The organism is Microbacterium sp. NPDC055357 (genome assembly GCF_053644835.1).
In genome coordinates, this window is record NZ_JBSHLZ010000004.1 from 1 (window position 1) to 14,651 (window position 14,651).

At 69.3% G+C, this 14,651-nt stretch carries 15 protein-coding genes; 10 read left to right on the plus strand and 5 right to left on the minus strand.

The window, feature by feature from the left end:
• Positions 1–248: 248 nt before the first annotated feature.
• On the plus strand, positions 249–641 hold the full coding sequence (locus ACWICD_RS06960) for a hypothetical protein (RefSeq protein WP_376128126.1): 393 nt from the start codon (positions 249–251) through the stop codon (positions 639–641).
• 12 nt (positions 642–653) lie between these two features.
• Here the strand turns inward: ACWICD_RS06960 and ACWICD_RS06965 are convergent, their stop codons facing one another.
• Positions 654–1,244, minus strand: coding sequence for a hypothetical protein (locus ACWICD_RS06965; protein ID WP_376128124.1), 591 nt, complete (start codon positions 1,242–1,244; stop codon positions 654–656).
• A gap of 62 nt (positions 1,245–1,306) precedes the next feature.
• Complete coding sequence (locus ACWICD_RS06970; RefSeq protein WP_454139759.1) at positions 1,307–1,834, minus strand: hypothetical protein; 528 nt, start codon at positions 1,832–1,834, stop codon at positions 1,307–1,309.
• A gap of 93 nt (positions 1,835–1,927) precedes the next feature.
• Here ACWICD_RS06970 and ACWICD_RS06975 point away from each other — a divergent pair, with 93 nt between their 5' ends.
• Genes ACWICD_RS06975 through ACWICD_RS06985 form a run of 3 tightly spaced genes read left to right on the plus strand, consistent with a single transcriptional unit; the run spans position 1,928 to position 5,363 of the window.
• Positions 1,928–3,946, plus strand: a complete 2,019-nt coding sequence (locus tag ACWICD_RS06975; RefSeq protein WP_454139760.1) for a BTAD domain-containing putative transcriptional regulator — start codon at positions 1,928–1,930, stop codon at positions 3,944–3,946.
• 23 nt (positions 3,947–3,969) lie between these two features.
• On the plus strand, positions 3,970–4,956 hold the full coding sequence (locus tag ACWICD_RS06980; protein WP_376128120.1) for an aldo/keto reductase: 987 nt from the start codon (positions 3,970–3,972) through the stop codon (positions 4,954–4,956).
• Positions 4,957–4,967: 11 nt separating this feature from the next.
• Positions 4,968–5,363 (plus strand): DUF2809 domain-containing protein, encoded by a 396-nt coding sequence (locus ACWICD_RS06985; protein ID WP_376128118.1) that lies wholly within the window; start codon positions 4,968–4,970, stop codon positions 5,361–5,363.
• Here ACWICD_RS06985 and ACWICD_RS06990 read toward each other — a convergent pair.
• Entirely contained in the window at positions 5,360–7,222 is a 1,863-nt protein-coding gene (locus tag ACWICD_RS06990; protein ID WP_454139761.1) for a glycerophosphoryl diester phosphodiesterase membrane domain-containing protein, read from the minus strand. The genes ACWICD_RS06985 and ACWICD_RS06990 overlap by 4 nt on opposite strands.
• A complete protein-coding gene (locus ACWICD_RS06995) occupies positions 7,219–8,085 on the minus strand; it encodes an oxygenase MpaB family protein (RefSeq protein ID WP_376128115.1) in 867 nt (288 codons plus the stop codon). The genes ACWICD_RS06990 and ACWICD_RS06995 overlap by 4 nt, the downstream gene beginning before the upstream one ends.
• A gap of 356 nt (positions 8,086–8,441) precedes the next feature.
• Here ACWICD_RS06995 and ACWICD_RS07000 point away from each other — a divergent pair, with 356 nt between their 5' ends.
• From ACWICD_RS07000 to ACWICD_RS07015, 4 genes are all read left to right on the plus strand, one after another.
• Positions 8,442–9,521 (plus strand): linear amide C-N hydrolase, encoded by a 1,080-nt coding sequence (locus ACWICD_RS07000; RefSeq protein WP_454136546.1) that lies wholly within the window; start codon positions 8,442–8,444, stop codon positions 9,519–9,521.
• Positions 9,522–9,644: 123 nt separating this feature from the next.
• Positions 9,645–10,829 carry a sensor histidine kinase gene (locus tag ACWICD_RS07005; RefSeq protein WP_454139762.1) on the plus strand — a complete coding sequence of 395 codons (1,185 nt, stop codon included), beginning with the start codon at positions 9,645–9,647 and terminating at the stop codon, positions 10,827–10,829.
• A gap of 1 nt (position 10,830) precedes the next feature.
• Positions 10,831–11,499 carry a response regulator gene (locus ACWICD_RS07010; protein ID WP_454139763.1) on the plus strand — a complete coding sequence of 223 codons (669 nt, stop codon included), beginning with the start codon at positions 10,831–10,833 and terminating at the stop codon, positions 11,497–11,499.
• A 110-nt stretch (positions 11,500–11,609) separates the two neighbouring features.
• On the plus strand, positions 11,610–12,956 hold the full coding sequence (locus ACWICD_RS07015) for an acyltransferase family protein (RefSeq protein ID WP_454139764.1): 1,347 nt from the start codon (positions 11,610–11,612) through the stop codon (positions 12,954–12,956).
• Here the strand turns inward: ACWICD_RS07015 and ACWICD_RS07020 are convergent.
• Entirely contained in the window at positions 12,904–13,563 is a 660-nt protein-coding gene (locus ACWICD_RS07020; RefSeq protein WP_376128106.1) for a hypothetical protein, read from the minus strand. The genes ACWICD_RS07015 and ACWICD_RS07020 overlap by 53 nt on opposite strands.
• Positions 13,564–13,734: 171 nt before the next feature.
• Between ACWICD_RS07020 and ACWICD_RS07025 the strand changes: the two genes are divergently transcribed.
• Positions 13,735–14,034: a DUF1905 domain-containing protein gene (locus tag ACWICD_RS07025; protein WP_376128105.1), complete on the plus strand. Its 300-nt coding sequence runs from the start codon at positions 13,735–13,737 to the stop codon at positions 14,032–14,034.
• A gap of 103 nt (positions 14,035–14,137) precedes the next feature.
• Positions 14,138–14,644, plus strand: a complete 507-nt coding sequence (locus tag ACWICD_RS07030; RefSeq protein ID WP_454139765.1) for a prepilin peptidase — start codon at positions 14,138–14,140, stop codon at positions 14,642–14,644.
• Positions 14,645–14,651 lie beyond the last annotated feature (7 nt).

Sequence of the window (14,651 nt, forward strand, 5' to 3'; positions counted from 1 at the left end):
GATCAACGACCACTGAGCATCCGAAAGCAACTGGAACCGCGACACGCGTCCAGACTCTCAGCCCACTCTCGAACAATTTGTCAGACACGCCCTAGCCGAGGAGATCACGAGTTTAAGGAAACTCACAGAGCCGCTCCTAGGCTCCTGTGCAGCCGGGCTCATCGCCGGCTGCGGACCTACAGACAGGAGATCTCTTGCGACTCTCACACGCTCTTCGCGCAGGAAGCGCGGCGGTGATCCTCAGCCTGATGTGGGTCACGACCGCGTGCGCCGCGGACCCCGACCCCGACTCCGCGCAGAGTACGGACCAAGGCGGGACCAGCCAGACCTCAGCCGACGAGGCTCTCGACGTCATCACGGATGCTGCTTCGGGTTCGGACGCCGATGGAGACGACGGGCGCGCCTTCGGCTCATCCGATGACGCGGTGATCCAAGCGGTCGAGATCACGTTCAGTAGTAAGAACGGGACTGCGGAATGGGTGGGTTCGACCCTGCGGGTCACGATGGACGGATCCGTCGGTGACCCGACCGCCAAGACTCCGTGCCTTGCGCTGGAGGCCATCATCGCCGCCGGCGAAGACGCCACCGTCGTCTACGGCGACGGCGAGATCATCTGCGCCGACCGCCACAACACCGACTGAGGCGGGTGCGACTCACCGGCAGGTGAAACGCACTGTGCCGGTGCCGAGATCCGTGCCCTGGTCATCCCAGCTGTTCCCGGTGGCGACGTATCCATCGCCTTCCCTGACCACGGTGAGGCCGTCTCCCGTCGAGGCGCCGAGCGCGACGAATTCATCGGTCGAATCGAAGGGGCGGTCGGTTCCGATGTGGATGCGAAACTCGCCGAGCACATCGGCGTCCATCTGCATGAGCCCGCCGTCGAGGAAGCTGGGCTGGTCGGATCCTGCCTCTCCGCCGGGGCCGGCGAGTTCGACCTCGCTGTCCTGATACACCCCACAGAGTGTGAGGGTGAACGAGAACTCCCGGCCGCCCATGGAGACCGTCGCCGTCCCGGCATCCGTGGACTCTGACTCTTGGCCAGGATCCTGATCGGCCGGGGCAGTGTCAGATTGTGGCGCTGCCGCTGCGTCGGAACTCTCCGTCTCACCTTCTGCGTTGCCCGCACATCCGCTGAGCATCAGGAGCGAGGCCGCCGCCCCGGCGAGGAGCGCCGTGAGCCCCCGCATCCGCCCGCTTGCGCGGGGCATTCTGCGCGGAGTGTTCACGAGGCTGTCGGTCGTCATGTGCGCGGCTCTTTCCGTCGGAGTTCGGACGCTGGTCGATGGAGTCTGCTGGTGCGTGGGCGCTATCGCCGCTGGAGAAGGTACGAGGAGTCGTCCATTCGGTTGGTCCACACCATCGAATCGGCGTCCCACTCCGTGACGATGTAACCGGGTGCTTGCCCGGGAAGGATCATCCGCTCGCCCTCCCACGTGATCGCCGCGCGGTTCTCTGCGCGATCAGTGATGCCGGTAACGTCCTGGCAGTAAAGGAGCTGAGTGTTCGTGGGGAAGACGAAGCGAATGTCCTGTTCGACGGGCTCGAAACCGCTGCCGTCGTCGTAGTGCGTGTGCTGCCATGCTCCGACGATCAGAGACTGCAGGTCACCCGCCTTGTCGGATGGCGCCGTAGCTCCAGGGGGTGTCAGGGGAGCGGAGTCCCAATCGCAGGAATCCGCCTGCTCGACCCGGTCCGTCTGGCCGACGTCTTTCTTCGCCGCAGCAGCGGGCTCGATCGAGGAATTCTGCGGCGCGGGGGCATCGGAAGTGTCCGTCGCCTCGGACGGCTGACCGGTGGCGCAGCCGACCAAGACCAGAGCGGTGACGAGCGACATTGCCGCGATTCGCAGCGCGCGTGGTGACATCGACAGTTCTTTCCTCCGGGTGATCTGATCACCATAGGTCGGCGTGTCTAAAGGGTTCTTAGGGTGGGCTTTAACGCCAGCTATGGTGGCGCTATGCCCTCGACGACGCGGTTCGCTCTCGCTTTCTCCGGTCGGGATCCGATCGAACAGGCCGGCCATGTGACCGAGTTGCTGGCACAGCCGCAGGTAGACGAGCCCGCCGTGCGCACTCGTCTGCAGAGCATCCTCGCCTCGGCGCTGATATCGACCGACCCCCTCGCAGCCCGGCGCGCGGCCGAGGATGCGGCACACGAAGCAGAACGGGCCGGCGACGATGTCTCGCGCGCATGGGCGCTGGTTGCCTCCACCGTCGTGGACGTTTCGCCCGACCGGGTTCCCCAGCGCCTCGCCGACACCCGTGAGGCACTGCGCATCGCCGAGGTAGCGGGGGAGTCGGAGTTTGTGCCCACCGCCTACTTCCTTCATCTCAGCGCGCTCGCCGATCTCGGCCTCATCGCCGAGGTGGATGCGGCGCTCAGCGAGACCGGCGCGCTCGTGAGCGCGTTTCCCTGGTTGGCGGACGAACGCCACGCCGCGTGGTTTCGATGTTTGCGCGCAACGATCGACGGTCAAGCGGGCCGCGCAGAGCAGATCGCCGATCGGGCGCTGCAGATTGCGCTGGACAGCGGCGACCCTGACGCGCGGAGCGTGTGGGTCGCTCAGCTCGCGATCATCCGATGGATGCAAGGACGCGTCGTCGAACTCGAGCCGGCGTTCCTGCACGCCAGGCAGAGCGTTCCTCACGAACCGGTCTGGGCGGTGTCACTGGCGTGGATGTGGCTACGTCAAGGACGCAGAAGTGCAGCCCGCTCGCTGGTGGCCTCTCTTCCGCCGTTCTCGGAATTCCCCCAGGACCGCAATTGGCTCGCCACCGCGTGCATCCTCGCCGTCTCGGCGGTCGAGTTGGGAGAGACCGAGATCGCTGCCGCCGCCGGTGATGCTCTGCGTCCGTACGAAGAGCGGCTCGCCACGATCGGCCTCGGCGTCACATGTTGGGGAACCGGATCCCGCCCGCTCGCGCTCGTCGCCCTGGCTCAGGGAGACACAGAGGGAGCGATCCGGCATTACCGTCGGGCGATCGAGGTGACGGGAAGGATCGGTGCGCACCCGTGGCTTGCCGAAGCGCAGGTCGAGCTGGCCGCGATCCTGGCAGACCGCGGCGACGCCGACAGCCTGCAGGAGGCATTCGTGCTGGCATCGGAGGCCGCCGCCACCGGTAGGGCACTCACACTGCACGGCATCGAGCGGGCTGCGGCGGGGCTCCTGGCATCCCGAACCGCATCGGGCGCGCCGCCTCGACCTGCTGAGCACCTCGCCGCGCCGCCTCCCGCACCGAGGATCGAGGTTCTGGGGACGTTCGACGTCATCGCGCACGACGGCACCCCGGCTCGCTGGCAATCGCGCAAAGCACGTCAGCTTTTGAAGATCCTGGTCGCCCGGCGCGGAATCGCGATCAACCGTGACAGCCTCATGCAGCTGCTATGGCCGGACGAGGCACCGCAGAAGGTGGCCAACCGATTCTCGGTGGCGGCCACGACGGTGCGACGCGCCCTGGACCCGCTCGGGCAGTTCCCTGGCGACACATACGTGCAGACCCAAGGGTCGGTCGTGCGGCTGTGCGTCGAACGGATCGACATCGACGTCGAGCGCTTCCTCACAGAGACGGCGCAGGCGCTCGCCACGCAGCCGCTCACCCCCACTGCCGTGGACCGTTTGCGCGCGGCGCTGGACCTGCACCGCGGCGATGCGCTCGCCGAGGAACCCGAGGAATCGTGGGCGGTGGAGCTGCGCAGCGAAGTGGACGGCGCGTTCTTCGCCGCCGCACACAGCCTTGCCGAAGCGTCACAGGAACTCGGGGATGAGCTCACCAGGCTCGAGTGCTACCGCCGCATCCTGGCCATCGACGGCTACGACCAGCGCGCCCATGAGGGCCTGATCGACGCGCTGACCGCGCTGGGCGCCCACGGTCAGGCCACCGCTGCCGGGCACAGTTACCGGCAGAGGATGAACGAGCTGAATATTCCGCTCGATACCTCGGGCTGAGGCTCGATAACCAGAGGAGCACCATGCAGCAGCGCGCATTGGGCGGCACCGGCCGTCAGGTGTCGGCGATCGGTCTGGGCACGTGGCAGTTGGGTGCCGACTGGGGTGATGTCTCGCAGGACGATGCGCGCGGCGTACTCGCGGCAGCCGCCGACGCAGGGGTGACCCTGTTCGACACCGCCGATGTCTATGGCGACGGACGCAGCGAGTCGATCATCGGCGATTTCCTCGCCGAGCGACCCGGTCATGCAATCACCGTGGCCACCAAGATGGGGCGCCGGCTCGCGCAGGAGCCCGAGAACTACACGAGAGAGAACTTCCGCGCCTGGGCCGAGCGCTCGCGTCGGAATCTCGGCGTCGACACGCTCGACCTCGTGCAGCTGCACTGCCCGCCGACGGCCGTCATCGAAGATGACGTGACGTTCGACGAGCTCGACGCGCTGGTCGACGACGGCGTCATCGACGCGTACGGGGTCTCGGTCGAAACGTGCGCGCAGGCGCTCGCGGCGATCGCACGCCCGAACATCACGAACGTGCAGATCATCCTGAACCCGTTCCGGCTCAAGCCTCTCGACGAGGTCCTTCCGGCCGCGGCGTCCGCCGGTGTCGCGGTGTTCGCCCGCGTGCCGCTGGCATCGGGCCTGCTGTCCGGGCGGTACACGCGCGAGACGACCTTCGCCTCCGATGACCACCGCACCTTCAACAGGCACGGGGAGGCGTTCGACCGCGGCGAGACGTTCTCGGGCGTGGACTTCGAGAAGGGTCTTATCGCCGTGAGCGAGCTCGCCGCAGCCGTCCCCGAGGGGGCGACGCTGCCCGCCACGACGCTCGCATGGATCGCCGGACTGGAGGGCGTCACCAGCGTCATACCGGGGGCGCGCAACGTCGCCCAGGCCCGGGCGAACGCGGGCGCGGCCGACCTGCTGGACACGGATCTCAGCGAGTTCGACCGTGCCGTCCGTGATGTCTACGACCGGATGCTGCGCGCCTCCATCCACCCGCTGTGGTGAGTCGTCGTCGCGTGAGGCGTCGCCGGATCGCTGCCGCCGTCGCGCTCGCCGCGGTCGTCGCGACGGGACTCGCCGTACACACGCTGCTCCCCGACATCCCCGCGACGGACATCGCGGGCGATGCCCTGTATGCCGTCGCCGCCTACGCCTTCGTCATGGTCCTCGCCCCGCGCTGGCATCCACTCGCGGCAGCGGGCCTTGCGGCGGCCTGGTGCGTCGCGGTCGAGCTCTTCCAGCTGACGGGCGTTCCGCTCGCGCTCGGCGCCGAATTCCCGCCGGTGATGCTCGTGCTCGGCACTGTCTTCGACGCGCGCGACCTCGTCGTCTACGTCGCGGCCATCGTCGTGGCGGTGGTGATCGACCTCGTCGTAGCGCGCGCGACAGCCCGCGTGAGACGGCGAACCTAGCCGACCGTGATGAAGCCGCGCATCGCGTCGAGAAGCCTGCCCGCGAGGCCTGTCTCCTCTGCCATCTCGGCACGGATCTCGACCACCCGATCGGGCACGTCGCTGATGATGCCTCCGGCTCCCCGCCGGAAGTGCTCTCGGATGCCGGCGTCGTCGTTCACCGTCCAGACCCAGAAGCCGTAGCCCTTGCGCTCGGCTGACGCCTGGACCGCTTCACTCGCGGTCCACTGTTCCACGACGATGAAGTCCGCGGGGGTGTCCGGCGCCTCGTCTCCGGCGAACGCCATCGTGTAGCCCACCGTGAGGTCGGGCCGCAGCGTTTTGAGACGCGCGACACTGGCCGCATCGAGCGAGTGGTAGATGTTGCGCTCGAGCAGGCCGAGCTCCTCGAGCTCGGCGACGAGCAGGTCGACGTGATCGTCGGTCTCGCCCCCGCCCAGCTTGATCTCGATGAGGAGCGGCAGGTCGAGCTCGTCGGCGCGCGTGACATATTCGGCGACCGTCGGGATGGTGCTGGTGTGCCCGAGCGCATCCCGCAGCGTGAGTGCCTGCAGTTGCGGCGTCGTGAGGTCTTTGACCGCGACGTCCTCGCCCGCCAGGCGACCGAGCGTCGCGTCGTGCATCGCGACGAACCCTCTGTCGGCCGTCTGCATGAAATCGACCTCGACCATGTCCACACCCGCCTCGGCTGCCGCATCGAGTGATTCGAGGGTGTTCTCGATCCCGCCCGGCGTGAACCCGCGGTGCGCCAGCGACAGGGTCTGCGGCGCCTCGGAGATCCGCTGCATGGGACCCAGGCTCGCGAGGCCGAGGGCGACGGCGGCAAGAACCGAGACGGAGACCACGACGGTCGCCGCACCGCGCGAATGCTCGTGGGGGACAGAGCCCGTGGCATCCGCCGTCGTTCGGTCCATCCCCAGCCACTGCGCCGGGACCCTGTCGCGGTGGCGCCGCACGAAGACGACGAGGATGCCCGCGATCCACGCCGCGACGACACCCGCGAGGACGGCGCCGGCGACGCGCACAGCGCCGAGGCTGAACGCCGCCACGGCGGGGGAGAGGGCCGGCGCGGCGGCATCCGTCACGAGGGTCGGCAGGATCGCCACGACCGTGAGCGCCGCGCCGGCGGCAGAGGCGACGATCATCGCGCCGACGATGGCGAGGGCGAGGGAGAGCCCCCGCACGCCCCACGTCAGCCGCAGGCTTCCGCGCAGCGCGCGTCCGCCCGTCGCATCGGTGAGCGCGAACAGAGGCAGGCTCGCTGCCAGCAGCAGGTTCGCGACGGCCAGGCCCACGAAGAAGACGATGAGGATCGTGCTGCCGGTGGCCGACTTGCTCAGCTCGCCGGTGACGAACCGCGGCACCGCGATGCCGTGAGTGAGCGCCGAGAGGAAGCCGAATCCGCTCAGCGGAAGCACGACGAACAGGTAGCCCAGCAGCGCGAGCGACGAGGGCCGGACGAGCTTCTTCGCCAGCCGGACCAGCTCACCCCCGAGACCCCGGAGTGACAGCGACCCTCGCGCGGTGACCTGGTCGACCGCCACGATGAGCACGGTGAACTGCAGCGCGACGATCCAGAACGCCAGCGTGCAGATGATGACGATGAGGCCCAGTGAGAACGGCAGGCCGCCCGTGATCTGCAGCTGACCGAGGTCGAGGCCGGTCATCCCCGCCGCGCGCAGCGCCTCGCGGAAGAGCCAGTGCACGAGCGGCAGCGAGATCCCGAGGATGACCAGCTGCGTGACGAGGACGACCGCAGCGAGCTTCGCGCCGCCGGAGCGCACGAGGCGCAGACCGCCGACGAACAGAGAAGCGGATGCTGCCCAGAAGCCCGGCGTCTGCGTGACGCGAACGGTCACCGGCGCACTTTGCGATACGGGTGGGTCTGCACGCGCTGTGTCGCCTCACCGACGAGCTGCTCGGTCGACCGGCGCTTGCGTGCGCTCGCGATGATGCGCCGGGTCGTCCGCGCGGCGGCGCGCAGGTTCATGGGGCGCCCTTCGATGCCGAACAGCAGCAGCGCCCACTCGGGCAGGAGCGAGAGGATCGCGTCCTGCACGTTGACCGACACGAAGACGGCGGCCGGGTTGCCCTTGAGCGACGGCTTGCGCAGCGACCGCGAGAGACGCGCCGCCGGCAGGGTCAGCGCCATCCAGTCCTTGTTGCCGTCGATGTAGGCCTCGAGTTCGGCGCGCGTGGCGGGGAGGAGCGCGGGGTCCGTGACACCCTGCAGGCCGGCCGCGATGCGCTGCTCCGAGACGAACTCGTCCTGCTCAGCGGGCGTGAGATCGGGACCGAACTCCTGGGCGGCACGCAGCACGCCGTAGACGAGCGCATTGTGCGTCCACGCGAGCCACGGCTCGTGGTCGGCGCGCAGCTCGTTCCCCGTCTCGGGATCGGTCCACACGGCACGTGCGTGCAGTCGCCGGACGGCCTCCGCCGCGGCATCGGCGTGCGCCTTGTCGCCGAAGATCGTCGTGTCGACGTAGCGGCCCGTGCGCTCGCCGCGGCCCTCGATGTCGCTGGAATAGCCGCTGGCCGCCTCGAACAGTCGCATCATCATGGGGTTGAGCGACTGCAGGAGGATGCCGGCGACACCGCCGAGCTTGGACGACGGGTCGGCGAAGACGCGCCGGCTGACGCTGCCGGGTGCGAAATAGCCGTCGCCCTCGGATGCTGCTGATCCTCGTGTCGCGGGCGCGCCGCTGTCTGTCGTGGTCATGATCCCCTGATCTCGTGTCTCGACGCGCCGTCTGCGGTTCCCCCTCGCGTGCGGGCGCGCGGTTCTCAGCCTAGAGTCCGCTCTCGGCGGACGCTGCCACGCGCGGCCGTATCGCGCCCTCCCGTAACCCGCCCGGCACCCTCCCCGTCACCCGCCGAACACCCACGTCTCACCCCATTTCGGCCGTCGCCAGAACACGGTCGAATGAGCTTGCTCTCATGTCTGCCATCGGCCATGGTTGACCCCGAACGGCGCCGCGATGCAGAGGTATCCCGGCGTCGATGGTTCTCTGCCGCACCGTTTCGCGCCGGCCACAGCCGCGCCGGTGACTGAAAATGATTGGACACGTCAAGCGCATGTGCACACGAGTTGTATGGCCCGATGCCAACGGATCGGTCATCGTCGGCCGGAACATGGATTTCCACATGGACCTCCTCTCCAACCTCTGGAAGCTGCCGCGCGGACTCGAGCGCACCGACGGCGTGAACGGCGACCTCACCTGGACCGCCAAGTACGGCAGCGTCGTGGCCACGGCCTTCGATCTGATCGCCTGCGACGGGATGAACGAGGAGGGTTTCGCGGGACACATTCTGTGGCTCGCCGAGTCCGACTACGGCACGCCCGGCCCGACGGACACACAGCTGAGTCAAGCCGTCTGGCTGCAGTACTACCTCGACAACTTCGCCACCGTCGCGGAAGCGGTCGAATGGACGAACCAGTCGCAGGTCGCGATCGCGCAGCTGTTCGATCCGACCGGTCACCTCGTGCCGACCCTGCACCTCGCCATCAACGACGCCACCGGCGACTCGGCGATCATCGAGTACACCGACGGCACTCCGACGGTCTACCACAGCCGCGACTACCAGGTCATGACGAACTCGCCGACGTTCGACAAGCAGCTCGAGCTCGCCAAAGAGATCACGGGTCTGGGCGGCACCCAGCCGCTGCCCGGATCGACCCTGGCGAGCGACCGCTTCGCGCGCGCCTCCTACTACGTGGCGCACCAGGAGCAGCCCAAGACGCAGCTCGAGGCGATGGCGGCCATGTTCAGCATCATCCGCAACGCGGCTCAGCCCTTCCGCACTCCGGAGCCGGGCAAGCCCGACGCTTCGCAGACCCTGTGGCAGGTGGTGCTCGATCTGACCAACCGGCGCTACGCCTTCGAGTCGACGACTCGACCGAACATCGTCTGGGTCGACTTCGACGACCTGAGCTTCCGCGAGGGCACGAAGGTGCTCAAGCTCGACCTGGTGAGCCGTCTCGCGCTGGAAGGCGGCCTGGTCGGAGACGCGAGCCACCAGTTCAAGGATGTCGGCGAGCTCGGTCACGAGCTGCTGGCCGCGGGTGTCTCCGCGCTCGAGCTCGTCGCGAAGAAGCAGGACGAGTTCGCCGCAGTCGAAAAGGCCGTCCAGGACCTGGTCGGCACGAAGAAGTAGACGACGAGAACACTCATCCAGCGCGGGGACCACGCGCTCATGACACATGCCCCGTGGCCGAGGCAGCGAACGGCCACGGGGCATTCTCCTCGCATCGCCAGAGCTCGCGCCTACGATGGGCGGGTGGGATCCGGAGGGCGAAGGGCGACCAGAGCGGTCATCACCACCGCTGCGCTCGCGGCCGGTCTCACCGTGCTCGCCGTCGATTCCGCGCTCGGCGCGACGGTCTACGCGATCGACGCTCCGCTGGCGATCGCCCTTGCCGCCGCGCTCGGAGCAGCCATCCCCCTCGCGTTCGTGCGGCCACGCCTCGCCGCGACGCTGTCCGTCGCCGCGGTGCTCGCCTTCGCGATCGTGAGCGTGCCTCCGGCAGCCGCGCCGTGGCCGGCGAGTGTCGCCGCAATGGTCGCCGTCGCCCTCACCCTGGGCGTGGTCGGCACCACCGCCCCCCGCGTCGTCGGCGCCGTCGCATGGGGCGCCGGTGTCGTCGGCCTGCTCGTGATCGTGGCGGTGCGCGACCATGGCGATGTCCAGACCGGACCGATCGTCGCGGACCTCGTCGTGTTCGCCTCGCTGGGCGTGCTCGCGCTGGGCGGCGGGATGCTGCTGCGAAGCGCCCGCGAAGCACGACGTCTGCTCGCGGTCGAACGCGAAGTGTCGGCGGCCGAGACCGCTCGCCGCCAGCTCGCCGAGGAGCGCACGCGCATCGCGCGCGAGCTGCACGACATCGTCGCGCACGGGATGTCGGCGATCCAGGTGCAGGCCGCGAGCGCACGGTACCGCCTGCCCGACCTCGCGCCCACCGCCGCCGACGAGTTCGACGAGCTCGCCACGACAGCACGCACCGCGATGAGCGAGATGCGGCAGCTGCTGAGCGTGCTGCGCGAGGACGACCCGGCCGAGTCGGCGCCCCAGCCCGGGCTGCGCGAACTGGCCGAGCTGCTCGCACGGCCCCCGCACGGCGGTCCGCTGACGACCCGGGGCAACCTGCTCGACGGTCCCGACGACCCACTCACCGGACTCACCGTGTACCGCGTCGTGCAGGAGTCGCTGAGCAACATCGCGCGGCACGCGCCCGGCGCCGAGACGTTCGTGCGCCTCGACCGCGACAGTGCGGGCAGGATCGCGATCGAGGTGCGGAACACGCCGACCCCCGGCATCCGCCCACCCGTCACGGACGGGGGAGGACACGGGCTTCGCGGAATGCGCGAGCGCGTCGAACTCGCGGGCGGCGAGCTCGCGGCAGGACCCACGCCCGAGGGCGGCTTCGCGGTGATCGCGCGGCTTCCCGCCAGGAAGGACGACTGACATGCCGATCTCGGTACTCATCGCCGACGACCAGTCGATGGTGCGGGCGGGGTTCGCCGCGATCCTCGACGCGCAGCCCGACATCTCCGTCGTCGGACAGGCCGCCGACGGAGAGGAAACGATCACCCTGGCGCGGCGGCTGCGGCCCGACATCGTGTTGATGGACGTGCGGATGCCGGGGGTCGGCGGCCTCGAAGCGACACGCGTCCTGCGCGATGAGCACACGCACGGACATCGCCCGCTCGTCATGATGCTCACGACGTTCGATGCGGACGAGTACATCCACGACGCGCTCGCCGCGGGAGCGAGCGGATTCCTGCTCAAAGATGCCACTCCGGCCGACCTCATCGCCGCGGTGCGGGTCGTCGCCGCGGGAGACGCGCTGCTCTCGCCGCGGGTCACGAGGCGCCTGCTCGAGCGCTTCGCGGCCCAGCGGCCGCCCATCAACCGTCACGCGCTGCGCCTGAACGACCTCACCGAGCGCGAGCGCGAGATCCTCGTGCTCATCGGTCACGGACGCTCCAACGCCGAGATCGCCGCCGAGCTGTTCATCGCCGAACAGACCGTCAAGAGCCACGTGAGCCGCATCTTCTCGAAGCTCGACGTGCGCGATCGCGTCCAGGCCGTCATCCTCGCCTTCGACGCGGGACTGGTCGAACCGGCGTCCTGACCCCTACCCCGGTAGGGGGTGTGATTCGCACCGGGGATGGATGCCGCGTGCGAAACCTTGGCGAGACGATTCTCGTGCGGCGTCGTGGACGCGTCGCCGGAAGGTCTCGCATGTCTCTGCTCACCGCTCGTCGGGCTCTGCCCGCCACGGATCGCCCGCCCCTGGTCGCGCGGGATTCGGCCGTCGATGTCGCGCGCGCCGCGTGTCTGGTGATCGTCGTCGCGCTGCACGCCATGATGGTCGGCGTCAGCGCGCCGGACGGTGCGCCCGTCTTCGAGAACGCCATGTCGATGTGGGACGGCTTCGCCGCGACGACCTGGGTCGTGCAGGTCATGCCGCTCTTCTTCGTGCTCGGCGGATTCTCGTCGTTCGCCGACTGGACCCGCAGGCGTGCCGGGGGAGAGCGAGCGGGCACGTACATCGTCGGACGCGTGCGGCGACTGACGATTCCGGCGCTCGCGGCGCTCGTCGCGACCGGGGTGTTCCTCGCGATCCTCACGATCGTCGGCGTCGACCCTGCCGTCGTCGCCGAAGCCGGGTTCCGCATCAGCCAGCCGCTCTGGTTCCTCGCCGTCTATCTTCTGTGCACGCTGCTCGTGCCGATCGCCGTCGCGTGCCACGAGCGTGCGCCGGCGCTCACCGTGGGCCTGCTCGCCGCGGCCGTTCTCGCCGTGGACCTGACGCGCATCGCGACGGGTGTCGAAGCCGTGGGCCTGGCGAACCTGCTCTTCGTCTGGATGCTCGTGCAGCAGCTCGGATACTTCGTCGCCGACGGGCGACTGTCCTCGCTCGGTCGAGGCCGCATCCTCCGGCTCGGCTCGGCGGCTCTCGCGGTTCTCGCCCTCACGACATCGGCCGGCCTCTATTCGGCGGATCTCTTCGACGCGCTCAACCCGCCCACCGGCGCGCTCGTTCTGCTCGGTGTCGTGCAACTGTGCGCGTTCGAACTGCTGCGCCCCCGCCTGCGGGCGTGGCATGCGCGCGCGCCGATCGCGCGTGCGACGCGAGCCGTCGGCGCGCACGCCATGACGGTGTACGCGTGGCACATGCTCGTGCTCCTCGCCCTCGCCGGGGTGCTGCTGCTCCTGCCGATCGACCTTCCCGCCCCCGTCTCCGCGGACTGGTGGGCCTCCCGGCCCCTGTGGCTCGTCGCGGCGGGAGTGGCGACCGCCGTCGTCGCCCGCGCCGCAGGCGTGTTCGAGCGCCGACCCTCGCGCACATCCCGGCGCACGGGATGGGCGGCATTCGGGATCGCGGCCGTCTCGGCGCTGGGCATCGTCGTGATCCTCGCCGGCACCGGCTCGCTCGCGGCGTGGATCATCGGCGCCGCTCTGGTCGGTTTCGGCGTCTACGCCGCCCGCGCCGGGGGCCGGCGCGCGAACGGCCGGAGGGCGCCGGGCGCCGTCACGTCCTCGCGAGTGATCGCCGCGGGCGCTCGGGCGTCGCGAGACGGCTGACCAGCTCGGCCGCGAGAGCGCCCAGCCGGTCGTTGCACGCGTCGATCTCGTGCATCACGAGGTCGTGGTCGGCGCTCGTGAGCGATTCCTCCGCCTGCAGCGCGGCATCCCGGACCGTGTCGAGTGCGAGAGCGATGTCGGCGAGGTGCAGCAGGATGGCCGCGTTGTCGCCGCTGGAGGCGAGGAACGGGGCCCAGCGGCTGAGGGAGTCCGCCAGCCGTGCCCGCTCGTCGACGATGCTCTCACGCAGGAGATGCAGGTCGTCGGCGTAGTCGGGGGAGGACGGCGTCGTGCTCAGTGTCGGCAGTGCCCGCGTCACGATGCGACCGCGCGAGATCTCGCTGTGCTCGTCATCGGCGAGATCGTGCAGGAACTCCGAGAAGGCGAGACGGTTGACCGGCGCCCAGCGCCGGGCCGTGGAGCGGGCGACGACACGGTCGAGCACCAGCACGGTGAGCAGGAACGTCACGAGCCCCGCGGCGAGGCCTGACAGCACCACGAGGTCCTGCCAGATGCCTGAGGCCACATCGAGCCAGATGATGACCGCGACGACGGCAAGCCCTGCCAGCAGGGCCACCGTGTCGCGCACGCGTCGACTGCCGTTCACCGCTGCGTTCCCTCCGTCGACGCTGCCGGTCGCCTCCGGCCCTGTGTTCGGCCACCATAGCCGCATTCCGCCCCGCGGCTCGTGGCTCGGCGGTTGTCCACAGGGGGTGCCGGCGGAGGAAGCGGGGGTGGCATGCTGGGGCACCGGAGCTCGAGCGAAGAGGAGACAGCAGTGATCGTCGACTTCGACGGAGAGGTCTTCCTCTGGCATGCCCGGCAGCAGCAGGACTGGTTCTTCGCGGGCCTTCCCGAGGCGCTGTCCGCCGACATCCGCGAGATCCCGCGACCGGTGCGCGGCTTCGGGTCGGTGCGCGTCGAGGCGCAGATCGGCGGCTCCCGCTGGCGCACCTCGATCTTCCCCGACGTCGAACGGGGCGCCTACGTCCTGCCCCTGAAGAAGTCCGTGCGCGAGGCGGAAGGCATCGTCGACGGCATGACGGTCCGGGTGAGTCTGGACATCCTCGATGCCTGAAGAACACGGGGAACTTGACGAGACATGAGAAATCTCTCATGATCAAGGGAGGGGGAGGCCGGGCCGCTCTGGGATCGCGCACAGTCCGTCACGGGATGCACGTGTGTCTGCGGTGAACCTCACGCTCAGCGTCGTGTTCGTTCTGTTCGCGGCGCTGAGCGTTTCCCTCAGCGTCATCGACATCCGCACGCACCGGCTTCCGAACATCATCGTGCTGCCGGCCTACCCGATCACGATCGGGCTGCTGGCGCTGGCGTGCCTGCTGGGTGCCGACGGGCGTCTGCTGATCGGCGCGCTGCTCGCGATGGCGGGAATGTTCGCCTTCTATCTCGTGCTGCGCCTGATCAGTCCGCGCGGCATGGGCGGGGGTGACGTCAAGCTCGCCGGCGTCGTGGGACTCGTGCTCGGCTGGGTCGGATGGGATGCCGTCGCGGTGGGCTCACTCGCCGGCTTCATCCTCGGCGGGGTGTTCGGCACCGCGATGCTCGCACTGCGACGGGCGGATCGACGCACGCGCATCCCGTTCGGTCCGTTCATGCTCGCCGGCGCATGGGTCGGAATCCTCGCGGGTCCTGCCCTGAGCGCGGGGCTCGTGTCAACGGGTGCGTGAGCAGGGA

Bases quoted from the DNA above. Each gene is read 5' to 3' on its own strand.
- ACWICD_RS06960 (WP_376128126.1), top strand. From the start codon at position 249: ATGTGGGTCACGACCGCGTGCGCCGCGGACCCCGACCCCGACTCCGCG.
- ACWICD_RS06965 (WP_376128124.1), bottom strand. From the start codon at position 1,244: ATGACGACCGACAGCCTCGTGAACACTCCGCGCAGAATGCCCCGCGCA.
- ACWICD_RS06970 (WP_454139759.1), bottom strand. From the start codon at position 1,834: ATGTCGCTCGTCACCGCTCTGGTCTTGGTCGGCTGCGCCACCGGTCAG.
- ACWICD_RS06980 (WP_376128120.1), top strand. From the start codon at position 3,970: ATGCAGCAGCGCGCATTGGGCGGCACCGGCCGTCAGGTGTCGGCGATC.
- ACWICD_RS06995 (WP_376128115.1), bottom strand. From the start codon at position 8,085: ATGACCACGACAGACAGCGGCGCGCCCGCGACACGAGGATCAGCAGCA.
- ACWICD_RS07000 (WP_454136546.1), top strand. From the start codon at position 8,442: ATGTGCACACGAGTTGTATGGCCCGATGCCAACGGATCGGTCATCGTC.
- ACWICD_RS07010 (WP_454139763.1), top strand. From the start codon at position 10,831: ATGCCGATCTCGGTACTCATCGCCGACGACCAGTCGATGGTGCGGGCG.
- ACWICD_RS07015 (WP_454139764.1), top strand. From the start codon at position 11,610: ATGTCTCTGCTCACCGCTCGTCGGGCTCTGCCCGCCACGGATCGCCCG.